Raw genomic sequence first — 15,179 nt, 5'->3', positions numbered from 1 at the left:
GCTATTGTTTGATGTTGCGGACGAACGTCTGAACGGTTTCCTGCAAGTTAGCACTGTTTTCGATGGCTTTTACGAATGCGCTGCCGATAATGGCGCCGTTGCTGAATTGGCAAGCCGTTTGGAAAGTGGCTTTGTCGCGGATGCCGAAGCCCACCAGCACGGGGTTTTGCAGTTTCATCGCCTGTAATTTCCGGAAGTACGATTCCTGCAGTCGCATGTCTTTGTCTTTCCCGGTGGTGGAGGAAGACGACACGGCGTACACGAACCCCCGGCTCAGGGAGTCGATCTTGCGGATGCGGGATTCACTGGTTTCGGGGGTGACGAGGAAAATGAGGTGTTGACCGTATTTTTCGAAGAGCGGTTTGTATTCGGTTTCGTATTCGTCCATGGGCAGATCGGGAAGGATAAGCCCGTCCACGCCCACTTCCTGGCAACTGCGCAGGAAATTTTCCACGCCGTACTGCAACACGGGATTGATGTATCCCATGAGCACCACGGGTATCCGGATTTTGTCGCGGAAACCGTTGAGCTGATCGAACAGCACGGCGATTTTCATCCCGTTCGCGATGGCGCGGGTGCTGCTATCCTGGATAACGGGCCCGTCTGCCAGGGGGTCGGAGAAGGGCATGCCGATCTCCGCCATGTCTGCCCCGCCATCCTGCAGCGCCTGCAGCACGGTGAGCGTATCGCCGATCTGCGGGAAACCGGCGGTGAAATATATGTTGAGCACTTCTTTGGGCTTTTGCTGGAAGAGCTGGTCGATGCGGTTCATGTTGCCGTTATTTCAGGTGTTTGATATAGGTTTCGAGGTCTTTGTCGCCGCGGCCGCTGAGGCATACCACGGTTACATCGTCCGGCTGAAGGTCCAGATCTTTCAGCTTGGCGAGGGCGTGGGCTGATTCGAGGGCGGGGATGATGCCTTCGAGGAGACTCAGCTCATAGGCGGCTGCCAGGGCTTCGTCGTCGGTGGCGTTGAGGAATTTCCCCCGGCCGGAGGTGTACAGGTGCGCATGCAGGGGGCCAACGCCCGGGTAGTCGAGCCCGGCGGAGATGGAATGCGGTTCCACGATCTGGCCATCGTCTGTCTGCATGAGCAATGTTTTGCTGGCGTGGATAACACCGGGCTTGCCCAGTTGGGAAGTAGCGGCGGAAAATCCGCTGTTCACGCCTTTCCCGGCCGCTTCCACGGCTACCAGTTGCACGCTTTCATCGTCGGTGAAGTGGAAGAAAGCCCCTGCCGCGTTGGAACCTCCGCCCACGCAGGCGATCACGTAATCGGGGAGCGCTTTGCCGGTTTTTTCGAGGAGCTGCTTTTTGATCTCTTCGCTGATGACCGACTGGAAGCGCGCTACCATATCCGGGTACGGGTGCGGCCCTACTACCGAACCGATGATATAATGGGTGTCTACCGGATTGTTGATCCAGTCGCGGATGGCTTCGTTCGTAGCGTCTTTGAGGGTTTTGGAGCCGCTGGTGGCGGGCACTACCGTGGCGCCGAGCATTTTCATGCGGGCCACGTTGGGGGCCTGGCGCTGGATGTCCACACTGCCCATGTACACGATGCACTCCAGGCCCATGAGGGCGCACACGGTGGCGGTGGCCACGCCGTGCTGACCGGCGCCTGTTTCGGCGATGATGCGCTTTTTGCCGAGGCGCCTGGCCAGTAATATCTGGCCGATGGTATTGTTGACCTTATGGGCGCCCGTGTGGTTGAGGTCTTCCCGTTTCAGGTAAATCTTCGTATTGTATTTTTCGGAAAGCCGGCTGGCGAAATATAGCGGCGAAGGCCGGCCTACATAATCTCTCAGCAGTTGTTCGAATTCCTGCTGAAAGGCTGGCTCGCGCATGATCTTCAGATAGTTTTCCCGCAGCTCCTCCACGTTGGGATAGAGCATTTCAGGAATATATGCGCCCCCGAATTCGCCATAGTAGCCTTTTTCGTTGACGTGATACCTGGATTGCGACGTATTGATGGCGATATCCATGATGCTGATTATTTTTTGATCTGTTTGATGAATGCCTCCACGAGGCGCATATCTTTCACTCCGGGAGCGGTTTCAAATTTACTGTTCACATCCGCAGCAAACAAGTGCGGCTCCCGCCATCGGAGCAGTGTTTCCGCATCGCCCGGCCCGATCCCTCCGGCCAGGAAGTACGGCTGCTCTGATGCGTACCCTTCGAAAAGGCTCCAGTCGAATTGTTTTCCCGTGCCGCCATGCCCTTTCCCCGCGGTGTCGAACAACAGGAAATCGAACGCTTCGGTTCCGGCAACCGGCAATTCCATCGCGTTTTCAGGAATGGGAACGGCTTTCATCACTTTGACGGACTTTTTCACTTCCCCGATGAATTCAACCGGAAAATCCCCGTACAACTGTACCATATCCAGCCCATAATCCGCGATCGTCCGTTGCAGCGTGGGCAGATCGGGTTGAACGAACACGCCCACTTTCTCCAGCTTCCCGTTCCCCGTTTCCCGCACCGTTTTGCCGGAAAGTTTGTCGCCGGCGAAGCGGGGTGATTTGGGATAGAAGATCAAACCCGCGTAATCCGCTCCGATTTCGGCCAGCGCCGCGAGGTCTTCCGCCCGGGTGATGCCGCATACTTTTACTTTCATAGCGCCGCGAGTTGACGGGTGAAGTTTTCGAACGCCTGCGCGGGGTTTTCCGCTTTCATGAAATGCTCCCCGATGAGGAACCCGCTGAAGCCCGCGTTGCGCAGTTCTACAATGGTTTTCGGATCGTCCATCCCGCTTTCGGCCACTTTCGGATAGCTCCCGGGTATCTGTTTGAGGAGCTCCATCGAGCGGTAAATATCCACCTGGAAGGTTTTCAGGTCGCGGTTGTTGATGCCCACGAGGTGGGTATGCGGTGTGATCTTTTCCAGTTGGTCTGCGGTATGTACTTCCAGCAATACTTCCAGGCCCAGGTTGTGGGCGAATGCCGCGAGGTGCTTCACTTCATCTTTCGTGAGGCATTCGGCGATGAGCAGGATCACATCCGCCCCAATTGCCTTTGCTTCCACGATCTGGTATTCACCGATCACGAAATCTTTCCGCAGGATGGGGATATTGTTGGCGGCGCGCGCCTGCTGCAGATCGTCCATCGAACCGCCGAAAAACTCGGTATCGGTAAGCACGCTCAGTCCGGACGCGCCGTTTCTTGCATACGCCGTGGTCACGTCCGCCACGGTAGCGCCGGCATTGATCACGCCCTTCGAAGGCGATTTCCGCTTGAACTCGGCGATGATCCCGTTGCGGCCGGGCTGCGTGAGGAAACTTTTCAGGGAAAGCGCCTCCCGCCCGAACATCGGCGATCGTTCCAGTTCCTGCACGCTCCTGCCCTTCTCGCGTTCCGCTACTTCTCCGTGCTTGTGCGCAATGATCTTGTCGAGGATATTTTTCATTGGAGGGAAACGAGTTTTTGGAATGATTTGTAAGCTGCACCCGATTCCAGCGACTCCACCGCCGCCAGGAAACATTCGTCGTACGTCGGGTACTTTTCGAGGCAGAACAGGCCCATGGCGGCGTTGGCCATCACCACGGAATGTTGCGCCCAGCTGCCTTCGCCTTTCAGTATCTTCACGAACAGCTTCGCCGCTTCTTCGGTGGAATTGCCGCCGTAAATATCGGCCGCGCTCACTTTCCGCTTGCCCAGCGCCTCCGGCGTCCAGTCCTGTTCGCCGTTGTTGGTGATGATCCGGGTATCGCCCGTCAACGATATTTCGTCGTAACCGTCCATACTGTGGAGGATGGCGAATTTCTTGTCGGTTTGCTGGAACAGGTAGTTGTATACCCGCGCCATTTCCAGGCTATACACGCCGATCAGCTGGTGCTGCGCGAACGCGGGGTTCACCAGCGGCCCGAGCATGTTGAAGAAGGTCCGCACGCCAAGCTGCCTTCTCACGCCTGCCACGTTTTTCAGGGCCGGGTGGAACAGCGGCGCATGCAGGAAGCAAATCCCCGCTTCGTCTACCTCCTGTTTCAGCTTCGAAGCGTCGCTCTTGAATTTGTACCCGAGATTCTCCATTACGTTGGAGGCCCCGCTGATGGAAGACACGCCATAGTTGCCGTGCTTGGCCACTTTCCCGCCCGCGCCGGCTACGATGAAGCAGCTGAGGGTGGAAATGTTGAAGGTATTTTTACCATCGCCGCCGGTGCCCACGATGTCGAGCACGTCGTGCTCCAGCTGAACGGGCACGCACATCTCGAGCAATGCGTCGCGGAAACCGAGCAGCTCATCGATGGTGATGCTGCGCATGAGGAACACGGTCATGAAGGCCGCCAGTTCGCTTTCGTTGTACACGCCCTTGCCGATGCTGGTGAGAATCTCGCGGGCGCCTTCGCGGGTGAAGGTTTTATGTTCGAATAAGTAGTTGAGTATTTTTTTCATCGGGATGATTTTTAATCGTTGAGCAATGCGGCCGGGTGTGGATCAAAGCCCCAGCCAGTTCCGCAAAATCTGCTCCCCTTGCGGCGTGAGCACGCTTTCGGGGTGGAATTGCACACCGCTGACGTCGAACTTTTTATGTTGCAATGCCATGATGTACCCATGTTCGTCGCGGGCGGTGACCTCCAGTTCGGCCGGCAACGTTTTTTCATCCACCACCCAGGAATGATAACGGCCTACTTCCAGCTCGTCGGGCAGGTTTTGAAAGAGGCGCCCGCTGCGCGAAGTCACCGTCACCGGCGTAGCCACGCCATGATAAACTTCCGTCAGATTGGTGAGCTTTGCGCCGAAAGCCTCGCCGATGGCCTGCTGGCCAAGACAAACACCGAAGATGGATTTGGTGGGCGCGTACTGGCGGATGAGCGGCAGCAGCAATCCCGCTTCTTCGGGGATTCCCGGGCCGGGCGACAAAATAATACGGTCGAAGTCGTTCACCTTTTCCAGCGCGATCTCGTCGTTGCGGACAACGGTCACTTTGCCGCCGATGATCTTTTCGACGAGGTGGACGAGGTTGTAGGTGAAAGAATCGTAATTATCGAAAACCAGGATGTTCATGTCAAATATTTTGCGCCTTGATGATGGCCTGTTTTAATGCGTTGAGTTTGTTGTTCACTTCCTGCAGTTCGGAGCTGGCGACGGATTTCGCCACTACGCCGGCGCCTGCCTGGTAGTAGAGGGTGTTATTCCGGCTGAGCATGGAGCGGATCATGATGGCGTGGTTGAAATCGCCGTTGAAACCTACGAACCCTACGCAGCCGCCGTAGAAGCCCCGCGCCGTGGGCTCGTAACTGTCGATCAGTTCCATGGCCTTGTATTTGGGCGCGCCAGACAATGTGCCTGCCGGGAACGTGGCGGCCAGGATATCGAAGGGCACGGCATCTTCGGGCAACTGGCCCGTCACTTCGCTCACGAGGTGGATGACGTGGGAGTAATATTTGATCTGCCGGTAGGTTTCCACTTCCACATCTGTGGCGTGGCGGCTCAGGTCGTTGCGGGCCAGGTCTACCAGCATCACGTGCTCGGCGTTTTCCTTGGGGTCTTCGAGCAGCTCGGCAGCCAGCTTGGCGTCTTGCTCGTCGTTGCCCGTGCGGCGGAAAGTGCCGGCGATGGGGTGGATCACCGCTTTGCGGTCTTTGATGATGAGCTGCGCCTCGGGAGAGGAGCCCATCAGTTTATAATCGCCGTAATCGAAGTAAAAGAGGTAGGGGGAAGGATTGATGGAACGGAGCGCACGGTACACGTTGAACTCGTCTCCGGTAAAGCTCCGCTGGAACCCGCGCGACAGCACGATCTGGAAAACGTCTCCGCGGAAGCAGTGCTGGCGGCCTTTTTCGACCATTTCCATATACTGCTCGTCTGTCTGGTTCGACGTTTCCTCGCCCTTGGGCGCAAAAGAATAGGCGGGCACATCTTTATTGCGGATGATGGATTCCACGAAATCGATCTCGGAATCCTGACCGTCTACCAGGTTTTCGATCAGCGTCATTTCGTCTTTGAAATGGTTGATGGCGATCACATACTGGTAGAAGCGGTACCGCATGAGGGGAATGGTGTTGCCGGCGGCGGGGCGTTTTTTGAAGGCGATCTTCTCGAAAAACTGGACGGAATCGTATGTACTGTAGCCGTACAGCCCTTTTCCGAAGGCTACCCCGTTGGCATCTTCCGGGAACTCGAAGCTTTTCAGGAACGCATCCATTTCGCGCAGCACTTCGCTGCGGCCGCTGAGCTTCTTCCGCTCTACGGGCTGGCCGGGGTATTTGAACTCGAACACGTCGGTAGACGTTACTTCAATACCCGCAATGGGCTTGATGCCGATAAAGGAATAGCTGTTGTCTCCGGCGTTGGAATCGGTGCTCTCAAGGAGGATGGAGCCGGGGAACTTGTCGCGGATGCGGAGGTAAATGCCGACGGGGGTGAATACGTCTGCCAGCATTTGCCTGGATTGTGTTTTTACCTGGATTTTTTTCATTCGAGTTTATTTATTCGGATGCGGCCAAAAACGAAGAAGGCCCGCTGTGTACAGCGAGCCTTCTTTAAAGTATTTGAAATACAAACATGGCACTGCTACACAGCGGAGATATCCATTGCGTGCCACCAAAGTTTGTATGCGTTGTTCATTTTCATGATGAAAGCAAAGATGGAACGTTTTCCCGAAAAATGCAAATTTTATTTTGGCCATTTTTAAAGGACGCCTTTTGTGCTGGGCAACTGCATATTATCCGGGTTCCGCTTTACCGCCATCTTGATGGCCTTGGCGAACGCCTTGAAGATCGCCTCGATCTTGTGGTGCTCGTTTTCCCCTTCCGCCTTGATGTTCAGGTTGGCGCGCGCTCCGTCTGTAAAGGATTTGAAGAAGTGGAAGAACATCTCCGTGGGCATCTCCCCTATCTTCTCCCGCTTGAATTCAGCATCCCACACGAGCCAGTTGCGGCCCCCGAAGTCGATGGCGGCCTGGGCCAGGCAATCGTCCATCGGCAGGCAGAAACCATATCTTTCCATGCCTTTCTTGTCGGCCAACGCCATGGCGAAAGCCTCTCCCAGCGCGATGCCGGTATCTTCGATGGTATGGTGCTCGTCGATATGCAGATCCCCTTTCGCGTGCACCTTCATGTCGATACTGCCGTGCCGCGCGATCTGGTCGAGCATATGGTCGAAAAAGCCAAGCCCCGTCAGGATATCGGCCTTCCCGGTGCCGTCGAGGTTCAGCTCGATGCGGATGTCGGTTTCCTTGGTGGCGCGCACATGGCTCACCGTCCGCAGCCCGATCTTCAGGAATTCGTAAATCTTCGCCCAGTCGGTGGTTTCGAGGGCTATCACGTCTTTCAGGTCGGCCCCGTCCACTTCCGCGGCGCCGAGGCTGGCGTCCTGCTTCAGCCAGATAGCCTTCGCACCGAGGTTCTGCGCCAGTTTCACGTCGGTAATGCGGTCGCCGATCACAAACGAGTTGGTGAGGTCGTATTCCCCGTTGAAATACTGCTGCAGCATCCCGATGCCCGGCTTGCGGGTGGGGAGGTTATCGGCCGGAAAGCTCCTATCGATATGTTCCCGCACAAACACGATGCCTTCGCCGGCGAAGGTTTGCATGATATGGTTGTGCGCGGGATGGAAGGTTTCCTCCGGGAAACTCACCGTCCCCATCCCGTCCTGGTTAGACACGAGCACCAGCTCATAATCCAGCTCGGCGGCGATCTTGCCCAAATATTTGAACACTTTCGGGTAGAACACCACTTTCTCCAGGCTGTCGATCTGGTAGGTGGGCGGCTGCTCCAGGATCATGGTGCCGTCGCGGTCGATAAAAAGTACGCGTTTCATTTAACTGGCGATATTTTGAAGGGCCTGCAATAAGGTTACGTTTTCTTCGGGCGTGCCGATGGTGATGCGGAGGCATCCGGCGCACAGTTCTACTTTGGAACGGTCGCGGACGATGATGCCCTGGTTGGTGAGGATGCTGTAAATCCCCTTGGCGTCGATCGTTTTCACGAGCAGGAAATTCGCATCGCTGGGGTAAACTTTCTCAACGATAGATAATTTCGCCAGTTCGCCCGTCAGCTTTTCCCTTTCTTCCACCGTTTCCTTAATCCATGCATTTACCTGCTCCACGTTGCCGAGCGCCTCCAGCGCCAGCTCCTGCGATGCCTGGTTAATGTTATACGGCGGTTTGATTTTGTTGAAGATACTGATGATATCCTCGCTGGCAAACGCCATCCCCATGCGCAGCGCAGCCAGGCCCCAGGCCTTCGACAGCGTTTGCAGCACCACCAGGTTCGGATATTCGGTCAGTTCCTGGATGAAGGATTTGTGCCGGCTGAAGTTGATGTACGCCTCATCCACCACCACGATCCCTTCGAAATTATTCAGGATCATTTCGATCGCTTCCTTATCGATCGCATTGGCCGTGGGGTTGTTGGGCGAACAGATGAAAATGAGCCTGGTATTTTCGTCGATAGCCGATTCGATCGCCTGCAGGTCCAGCTGAAAATCTTCCGTGAGCGAGGCTTTGCGGATTTCGATATCGTTGATGTTGGCAGACACTTCGTACATGCCGTACGTGGGCGGGCACAGCACCACGTTGTCTACACCCGGCCGGCAGAACGCGCGGTACAGGATATCGATCGCTTCGTCGGAGCCGTTGCCGAGGAAAATATTCTGCGGCGGCACGCCTTTGATATCGGCGAGGCGGTATTTCACTTTCCATTGCAGCGGATCGGGATAGCGGTGGTAATTGGTGGCAAGCGGGGACCCGAAACTGTTCTCGTTGGCGTCGAGATACACGGAAGCTTCGCCTTTGAACTCGTCGCGGGCGGAGGAGTACGGTGTGAGCCGTTTGATATTGTCTCTTAAAAGTGAATTCAGGTCGAACATGGTCGTATTACTTGAGAGATGAATCGTTTTGAATATACCGCACCCGGATGGAAACGGCCTGTTTGTGCGCATCGAGCCCTTCCGCTTCGGCCATGGCTTCGATGGCCGGGGCGATGGTTTGTAAACCTGCTGCGGTTAGCCGCTGGAAGGTGATCTTTTTCACGAAGCTGTCTACGCTTACGCCGCTGTACGCCGTGGCATAGCCGTTGGTGGGCAGGGTGTGATTGGTGCCCGAGGCATAATCGCCCGCGGATTCGGGGGAATAGTTGCCCAGGAACACGGAGCCGGCGTTCACGACCCTCGTGGCGAAGGCTTCGTCGTTTTCACAGGCCATGATCAGGTGCTCGGGCGCATAATCGTTCAGCATGTCCATGGCTTCGTCGCGGTCTCTCACCAGCACCAGCTTGCTGTTTTCCAGCGCTTTCGCGGCGAGATCGCGGCGCGGGAGCTTTTCCAGCTGCGATTTCACTTCCGCTTCCACGGCGGTGATCACCGCTTCGGATGTGGTCACCAACAGCACCTGGCTGTCTGCCCCGTGTTCTGCCTGCGACAGCAGATCCGCCGCCACAAAGGCCGGCACGCAGGTATCGTCGGCAAAAACCGCCACTTCCGACGGACCGGCCGGCATATCGATGGCCGTGCCTGCGGCGTTGACGAGCTGTTTGGCGCAGGTCACGTACTGGTTGCCCGGCCCGAAGATTTTGTAGACTTTCGGAACGGTTTCCGTGCCGTACGCCATGGCGCCGATGGCTTGTACGCCGCCTACGGAAAATACCTGTTTGATGCCCGTAAACCTTGCGGCCCAGAGCACTGCGGGGTGAATAACGCCGTCTTTTCCAGGAGGCGTGCAAAGCACGATTTCGCTGCAACCCGCCAGCCGCGCCGGAATGGCGAGCATGAGGATGGTGGAAAACAACGGTGCGGTGCCGCCGGGAATATACAGCCCTACCTTCTCGATGCCGACCGGTTTGCGCCAGCATTGTACGCCGGGCATGGTTTCGATGACGGTTACGTCTTCGATCTGCGCGCGGTGGAATGCTTCGATGTTGGCGGCGGCGGTGCGGATGGCGTTTTTCAGGTCGTCGCCAAGAAGTTTGTCGGCGGTCTCGAACGCTTCTGCCGGCACGGCGATGCCGGTGAGGGGCACTTTATCGAATTGAAGGGTGTACCGGCGAAGGGCTTCGTCGCCATACTTCTTTACGTCTGCCAGCACGGCGGAAACGGTGGCTTCCAGCCGGGAGTTGTCGAACACGGGCCTTTGCAGGAGCGTGTTCCAGGTATTTTTTTCCGGGTAGCGGATGATTTGCATGACAGGCGTTTTTAGATGACCATTTTCTCGATGGGAACAACGAGGATGCCCTGTGCGCCGGCGGCTTTGAGGCTTTCGATGATATCCCAGAAATCGTTTTCGTTCAGTACGGAGTGAACGCTGCTCCATCCGGCTTCGGCGAGCGGCAGCACGGTGGGGCTCTTCATGCCCGGGAGCAGGCCGATGATCTCGGGCAGCTTGTCGTTAGGCGCGTTCAACAGTACATATTTGGTATTCTTGGCCTTCTTTACCGCCTGGATGCGGAATACCAGCTTGGCGAGCAGCATTTTCTGCTCGGCGGTGAGCTTGCTGTTGGCAACCAGCACAGCTTCCGAGCGGAGCACGGTTTCCACTTCCTTGAGGCCGTTCATGAACAGGGTGGAGCCGCTGCTCACGAGGTCGCAGATGGCTTCGGCCAGCCCGATGCCCGGGGCGATTTCCACGGAGCCGCTGATCTCGTGGATCTCGGCCTGGATGCCCGCTTTTTTCAGAAAATCATTCACGATCACGGGGTAGCTGGTGGCGATGCGCTTGCCATGCAGATCCTGCACGGTCGCATATTCCATCGATTTGGGCACGGCCATCGCCAGCCGGCACTTCCCGAAACCGAGTTTCTCTACGGTTTCGAGGGGATAACCCTTTTCCAGCACCACATTCTCTCCCACGATCCCCAGGTCGGCCACGCCGTCTTCCACGTACTGCGGAATATCGTCGTCGCGCAGGAAGAACACTTCCAGCGGGAAATTCGTAGCCTCTGTCTTGAGTTTGTTCACGCCGTTATTGATGTCTATCCCGCATTCTTTCAGCAGTTTGATAGAGTCTTCGTGGAGGCGTCCTGATTTCTGAATGGCAATTCGCAGTTTCATGATGATTCCTGTTTGAAACAAAAAAGGCTTACCGGGAACCGGTAAGCCTTTCATGGTGAATATCTGTTTGCGTACAATTACAGCATCCCCTGCTTACCGGTATGGCAAGTATGATGATGATGCGTATGTACGTTAATGTTCATGAGTGTTTCTAAGTCGAGTGCAAAGGTAGGAAGTAATTCCAGATTTCAAACCATTCCGCCATTTTTTTGATAAAATCCCGTTCACATACTTGTTTGATGGAAATTTTCTAACAACCGGGCTGTATTACGACAGATCTACGGAATAGAGGATTTTGAGCTGCCGGCGGAAAACGGCTGTCGGCGTGCACCTGAAAACGGCGTTCCGCAGCCCGATCAGCACCGGGTTTTGCAGCTGGGCCATATTGCCGAGGGCCCGTGAGCGGCGGATGATCATGCGCGTCCGTTCCTGGCGCCTGTTATCAAACGCCCTGAACGCGTCTTGCGGATCGGTGTTCCGGGAAAGTTCCGCCGCCAGGATCACCGCGTCTTCGATCGCCTGGCAGGCGCCCTGCCCCATATTGGGCGTGGTGGCGTGGGCGGCGTCTCCGATGAGGACGATAGGGCCGTGGTGGAAACGGTGCGTGGTAGGCAGATCGGCGATATCGCCCCAAATGAGCGGCAGGCCTTCACTGGCTTTCAGGAGCGCTTGCACCCGTTCCGGGTATCCGGCGAAAATTTTGCTCAACTCCGCCGTGGTCATGACTTTCATGCGGGCATCCTGTGCGGGGGCGTTGATGCAGGCGAACCAGTATACCCGTTTGCCGGGCAATGGAATGATGCCGAAACGGCCCGCCCGGCCCAGGATCTCCTCCACTTCCCGGGCGATGGCCGTTCCCTCCGGCACCACGCAACGCCAGCAGGTATAACCGGCGTAACGGGGCTGAACATCCGGCAGGATGGCGCGGCGCACGGCCGAGTGGATACCGTCGGCCGCAATGAGGTAATCGGTTTCGTGCTGGCTGCCGTCGTGAAATGTAAGGTGGATGGGGGATTGGAAGGCATGGGATGATTCGCCGGGCCCGGGAATATTGCCGGTAACGCCCGGCGACGAAATCGGTCGGCGCGGATTGGTGGCATCGGCTATTGTGAGGGAATGCAGCATCTTGCCGGTGAAAATCCGGGATGGATCGAGATGGGACAGCAGTTGTTCGTGTAGGTCGGCCCGGTGGATAACGAAATTGTCTTGGCCGAAAGCCCTGCTGACGCGGGCGGTATCTGCATGCGTAAGCAGGGAATCCTTTTCGGTACGGAACGACAGTCCATCGAGAAACTGCCCTTTCGCCACAATCCCCTTTTCGATCCCCAATAGGGCTAAAGCACGGATGGCGTTGGCGCCCAGCCCGATCCCCGCGCCCACGGGCTTCAGTTCCGGCGCGGCTTCGAAGATGAGGGGGTCTATCCCCCGCTGCCGCAGGGCGATGGCGGCCGTAAGCCCGGCGATGCCGCCGCCTATGATCGTGAATCGTTTTTTCATGTTGTGCAGGACAGGATTTCATGAAGGCCGTCTGGTGCCGATCCCATCTTTCCCGTTGCCCGGGAAGCACCGGCCTCCGGCCCGTGAAGATCATTCATTTCCGATTTCCGCGACATGATCGATATCAGCCCCACGAAAAAACAGGGCCGGCGTGGCCGCTTCTTCAGCTGCCGGGCCGGCCCGTTTATGTTACGATCAACAAACAAATAGTCAGGTTTACATGGCGGAAACAATGACGATGCAAAGGTGCGGCAAGGCCAGGACACGGGCAAGCGCCGATTGATCAACCCTGCTGGGGAAATGACGAACGCCGGATATCAGAAAACCGGTGCGGAATACCGCAGGTTCGTCTTAAATTGCCCCCTGTTATGGCATTCAGAAATTTTTTCCAGAACGGGCTTGTGGTGAACCTGTTGTTCCTCATCGTGTTAATGGTGGTGAATACGCTGGTGAACTTGCAGAACCCTGGGAATAACATGCAACTGTTCATCTACCAGAACGTTTCGCTGGCGTTCATTTACATCATGTGCGTGGTGCACAACAAGTTCATTCTGCGGTTGCTGATCCTGAAAAACCAGTATTGGCAGTATATCTGGACGGTGGTGGGATGGCTGGCGCTGGTGACGGCGGTGACCTACACCCTGCGCGTGTATGTTTTCAGGACGGATATAGAAGTGATGTGGCTGGGCGACCTGGGTTTCGCCGCTTCCTGCCTGCTCATCGGGGTGGGGATGTGGTTTTTGTACCGGGGGGCCACCCTACAAACGATGGAGCTTCGCAACTCCCTGTTGCTCAAAGAGAAAGAATTGCAATACTTGCAAAGCCAGCTCAATCCGCATTTCTTCTTCAATACCCTCAACAACCTCTACGGCGTGAGCCTCCGTTATCCGAATAAAACGCCGGAGCTGATCCTGAGCATCAGCGAACTGATGCGCTACCAACTGGAAAGCTCCCGCAAACAGCTGGTGCCGCTGGAAGACGAGCTCCAGTTCATCCGCAACTACGTTCATCTCGAACGGGCCCGCGTGCGGCAGCGATGCCAGGTTACGTTCAAGAAAAAAGGGCATGAAAAGGACCTCCTCATCACGCCGCTCATCCTGATCGCTTTCGTGGAAAACGCCTTTAAGTATGCACCTTCCAGCATGTCGGCCTCATACATAAAAGTGGAACTGGAAATAAAGGGAGAAACCCTCCTGCTCAAAATCCGCAATACCGTTCCGTCCAACAAACAATCCGTATCTTCGACCGGGGTTGGCCTTAACAACGTGCGGCAGCGGCTGGCACTGGCCTACGCCAAGCGCCACACGCTGATCTCGTACGAGGAAAACAACATTTATTATACAGAACTTCAATTAACGCTCGACCGCCATGCAAACACTCCGTTGCCTGATCGTAGATGACGAACCCGGAGCGCACTACGTGCTGGAAGCCCACATCGAAAAAGTACAGGCCCTGCAGGTGGTAGGCCACTGCTACAATGCCATGGAAACCGCCAACTTCCTCCACCGGGAGAAAGTGGACGTCGTTTTCCTGGACATCAACATGCCCGAACTGAGCGGGCTCGATCTGCTCAAAACCCTCGGCCCCACGCGCCCTAAGATCATCCTCACCACCGCCTACAGCGAATTTGCGCTGGAAAGCTACGAATACGACGTCGTCGATTACATCCTCAAACCCATCTCCTTCCCGCGCTTTCTCAAAGCCGTGAACAAAATCCTCCAGCAGGAAGCTCCCGCCGAGAAACCTGCCGTGGAACCCCTCGTCCTTAAAACAGGCTCCACCCAAACCACGGTTGACCCGGCAGACATTTACTACGTCCAATCCATGGGCAACTACGTAAAAGTGTACCTGGAAAACAAATGCCTAATCGTGAACGCAACCACCGCTGAAATGGAGAAACTCCTTCCCGCCAGCTGTTTCGTGCGTATCCACAAATCCTATATCATCGCTACCGATAAGGTCGAGGAATGGGGCCCGCGGCATGTGGTGATCCTCGACGAAAGCCTCCCCGTCGGACAAACCTTCAAAATCAACCTGAACAAACTGAAGGAAAAATAATCAGTTTTTCACGCGGGTTTCCGTTACCTGGATGTTTTTCCCGTCCATCACTTCATTGTAACGGAATTTCAGTTCCGATGCGGTAATGCTGACGATCTCCGCCTCGAAGGAGCCATCCTGATCCGTAACGCGGAGCGACTTGTCGCTATTGTAAAGCACCCAGTTGCCCGGCGGTTCCTGCGTTTCGGTACATTTCTTCTGCCCTTCGAACAGTTGATACACGCCACCGGTGCTGAAAACCACGTAATCATCTTTCGCACACTCGGGCATAAACGCGAACATATCGGAATCGGGCACCTCGTCGCCGGTGACGTCGACAGCAGGATTGATGGTTTGCGCGGTCAGGCGCCATTTCGTGCCGACCAGCATGCTGGCTACATTTCCGGAAGGACCGGCTTCGTCTTTTTTCTTTTTGCTGCAAGACACGGCGCCTGTCATCACAATAGCGCAACTGAAGAGAATGGTGATCTTTTTCATCGTAATTTTTCTTTTCCTGAGGTTAAATAATGTTTGAATTACGACCGCAAAATTAGCTTGCGCCACGGGGCGGATGCAGCGGGGGAAAACGTAATTTGGCAACTACGTGAAACACGTAGGCCGCAAGATGAACCGTTGTCCGGATAAAAAAAGTCCGGGCGATGG

Annotated in this window: 15 protein-coding genes; 2 read left to right on the top strand and 13 right to left on the bottom strand. The window is 55.9% G+C overall.

Features of this window, described 5'->3' with window-relative positions; genetic code table 11:
• Position 1 precedes the first annotated feature (1 nt).
• The 12 genes from trpA to EJ361_RS17255 all read right to left on the bottom strand — a co-directional run bounded on the left by trpA (position 2) and on the right by EJ361_RS17255 (position 12,479).
• Positions 2 to 772 (bottom strand): tryptophan synthase subunit alpha, encoded by a 771-nt coding sequence (gene trpA / locus EJ361_RS17310; protein WP_126246895.1) that lies wholly within the window; start codon positions 770 to 772, stop codon positions 2 to 4.
• A gap of 7 nt (positions 773 to 779) precedes the next feature.
• Complete coding sequence (gene trpB / locus EJ361_RS17305) at positions 780 to 1,985, bottom strand: tryptophan synthase subunit beta (protein WP_126246894.1); 1,206 nt, start codon at positions 1,983 to 1,985, stop codon at positions 780 to 782.
• Positions 1,986 to 1,993: 8 nt separating this feature from the next.
• Positions 1,994 to 2,614, bottom strand: coding sequence for a phosphoribosylanthranilate isomerase (locus EJ361_RS17300; RefSeq protein ID WP_126246893.1), 621 nt, complete (start codon positions 2,612 to 2,614; stop codon positions 1,994 to 1,996).
• Complete coding sequence (trpC, locus tag EJ361_RS17295) at positions 2,611 to 3,402, bottom strand: indole-3-glycerol phosphate synthase TrpC (RefSeq protein WP_126246892.1); 792 nt, start codon at positions 3,400 to 3,402, stop codon at positions 2,611 to 2,613. Before trpC ends, EJ361_RS17300 begins: the two co-directional genes overlap by 4 nt.
• On the bottom strand, positions 3,399 to 4,388 hold the full coding sequence (trpD, locus tag EJ361_RS17290; RefSeq protein ID WP_126246891.1) for an anthranilate phosphoribosyltransferase: 990 nt from the start codon (positions 4,386 to 4,388) through the stop codon (positions 3,399 to 3,401). Before trpD ends, trpC begins: the two co-directional genes overlap by 4 nt.
• A 42-nt stretch (positions 4,389 to 4,430) precedes the next feature.
• Entirely contained in the window at positions 4,431 to 5,000 is a 570-nt protein-coding gene (locus EJ361_RS17285) for an anthranilate synthase component II (protein ID WP_126246890.1), read from the bottom strand.
• 1 nt (position 5,001) lies between these two features.
• On the bottom strand, positions 5,002 to 6,414 hold the full coding sequence (locus EJ361_RS17280) for an anthranilate synthase component I family protein (RefSeq protein ID WP_126246889.1): 1,413 nt from the start codon (positions 6,412 to 6,414) through the stop codon (positions 5,002 to 5,004).
• A 212-nt stretch (positions 6,415 to 6,626) separates the two neighbouring features.
• Positions 6,627 to 7,757 (bottom strand): bifunctional histidinol-phosphatase/imidazoleglycerol-phosphate dehydratase HisB, encoded by a 1,131-nt coding sequence (hisB, locus tag EJ361_RS17275; protein WP_126246888.1) that lies wholly within the window; start codon positions 7,755 to 7,757, stop codon positions 6,627 to 6,629.
• Positions 7,758 to 8,807: a histidinol-phosphate transaminase gene (hisC, locus tag EJ361_RS17270; protein WP_126246887.1), complete on the bottom strand. Its 1,050-nt coding sequence runs from the start codon at positions 8,805 to 8,807 to the stop codon at positions 7,758 to 7,760.
• Positions 8,808 to 8,814: 7 nt separating this feature from the next.
• The gene (gene hisD, locus EJ361_RS17265; protein WP_126246886.1) at positions 8,815 to 10,116 is read right to left on the bottom strand and encodes a histidinol dehydrogenase; all 1,302 of its coding nucleotides are present in this window, start codon (positions 10,114 to 10,116) and stop codon (positions 8,815 to 8,817) included.
• Positions 10,117 to 10,127: 11 nt separating this feature from the next.
• Entirely contained in the window at positions 10,128 to 10,982 is an 855-nt protein-coding gene (gene hisG / locus EJ361_RS17260) for an ATP phosphoribosyltransferase (RefSeq protein ID WP_205687034.1), read from the bottom strand.
• A 267-nt stretch (positions 10,983 to 11,249) separates the two neighbouring features.
• Positions 11,250 to 12,479, bottom strand: coding sequence for an FAD-dependent monooxygenase (locus EJ361_RS17255; RefSeq protein WP_126246885.1), 1,230 nt, complete (start codon positions 12,477 to 12,479; stop codon positions 11,250 to 11,252).
• Between the two features lie 368 nt (positions 12,480 to 12,847).
• Here EJ361_RS17255 and EJ361_RS17250 point away from each other — a divergent pair, with 368 nt between their 5' ends.
• Positions 12,848 to 13,879, top strand: coding sequence for a sensor histidine kinase (locus tag EJ361_RS17250; RefSeq protein WP_126246884.1), 1,032 nt, complete (start codon positions 12,848 to 12,850; stop codon positions 13,877 to 13,879).
• Entirely contained in the window at positions 13,848 to 14,537 is a 690-nt protein-coding gene (locus EJ361_RS17245; RefSeq protein WP_126246883.1) for a LytR/AlgR family response regulator transcription factor, read from the top strand. Before EJ361_RS17250 ends, EJ361_RS17245 begins: the two co-directional genes overlap by 32 nt.
• On the opposite strand, the gene EJ361_RS17240 is transcribed toward EJ361_RS17245, so the two are convergent.
• Positions 14,538 to 15,014 carry a lipocalin-like domain-containing protein gene (locus tag EJ361_RS17240; RefSeq protein ID WP_126246882.1) on the bottom strand — a complete coding sequence of 159 codons (477 nt, stop codon included), beginning with the start codon at positions 15,012 to 15,014 and terminating at the stop codon, positions 14,538 to 14,540.
• Positions 15,015 to 15,179: the final 165 nt, after the last annotated feature.

It is taken from the genome of Chitinophaga rhizosphaerae (assembly GCF_003958645.1).
GTDB lineage: Bacteria > Bacteroidota > Bacteroidia > Chitinophagales > Chitinophagaceae > Chitinophaga > Chitinophaga rhizosphaerae.
This window is presented reverse-complemented; position numbering and strand designations above follow the sequence as displayed.

Bases quoted from the DNA above. Each gene is read 5' to 3' on its own strand.
- trpA (WP_126246895.1), bottom strand. From the start codon at position 772: ATGAACCGCATCGACCAGCTCTTCCAGCAAAAGCCCAAAGAAGTGCTC.
- trpB (WP_126246894.1), bottom strand. From the start codon at position 1,985: ATGGATATCGCCATCAATACGTCGCAATCCAGGTATCACGTCAACGAA.
- EJ361_RS17300 (WP_126246893.1), bottom strand. From the start codon at position 2,614: ATGAAAGTAAAAGTATGCGGCATCACCCGGGCGGAAGACCTCGCGGCG.
- trpC (WP_126246892.1), bottom strand. From the start codon at position 3,402: ATGAAAAATATCCTCGACAAGATCATTGCGCACAAGCACGGAGAAGTA.
- trpD (WP_126246891.1), bottom strand. From the start codon at position 4,388: ATGAAAAAAATACTCAACTACTTATTCGAACATAAAACCTTCACCCGC.
- EJ361_RS17285 (WP_126246890.1), bottom strand. From the start codon at position 5,000: ATGAACATCCTGGTTTTCGATAATTACGATTCTTTCACCTACAACCTC.
- EJ361_RS17280 (WP_126246889.1), bottom strand. From the start codon at position 6,414: ATGAAAAAAATCCAGGTAAAAACACAATCCAGGCAAATGCTGGCAGAC.
- hisB (WP_126246888.1), bottom strand. From the start codon at position 7,757: ATGAAACGCGTACTTTTTATCGACCGCGACGGCACCATGATCCTGGAG.
- hisC (WP_126246887.1), bottom strand. From the start codon at position 8,807: ATGTTCGACCTGAATTCACTTTTAAGAGACAATATCAAACGGCTCACA.
- hisD (WP_126246886.1), bottom strand. From the start codon at position 10,116: ATGCAAATCATCCGCTACCCGGAAAAAAATACCTGGAACACGCTCCTG.
- hisG (WP_205687034.1), bottom strand. From the start codon at position 10,982: ATGAAACTGCGAATTGCCATTCAGAAATCAGGACGCCTCCACGAAGAC.
- EJ361_RS17255 (WP_126246885.1), bottom strand. From the start codon at position 12,479: ATGAAAAAACGATTCACGATCATAGGCGGCGGCATCGCCGGGCTTACG.
- EJ361_RS17250 (WP_126246884.1), top strand. From the start codon at position 12,848: ATGGCATTCAGAAATTTTTTCCAGAACGGGCTTGTGGTGAACCTGTTG.
- EJ361_RS17245 (WP_126246883.1), top strand. From the start codon at position 13,848: ATGCAAACACTCCGTTGCCTGATCGTAGATGACGAACCCGGAGCGCAC.
- EJ361_RS17240 (WP_126246882.1), bottom strand. From the start codon at position 15,014: ATGAAAAAGATCACCATTCTCTTCAGTTGCGCTATTGTGATGACAGGC.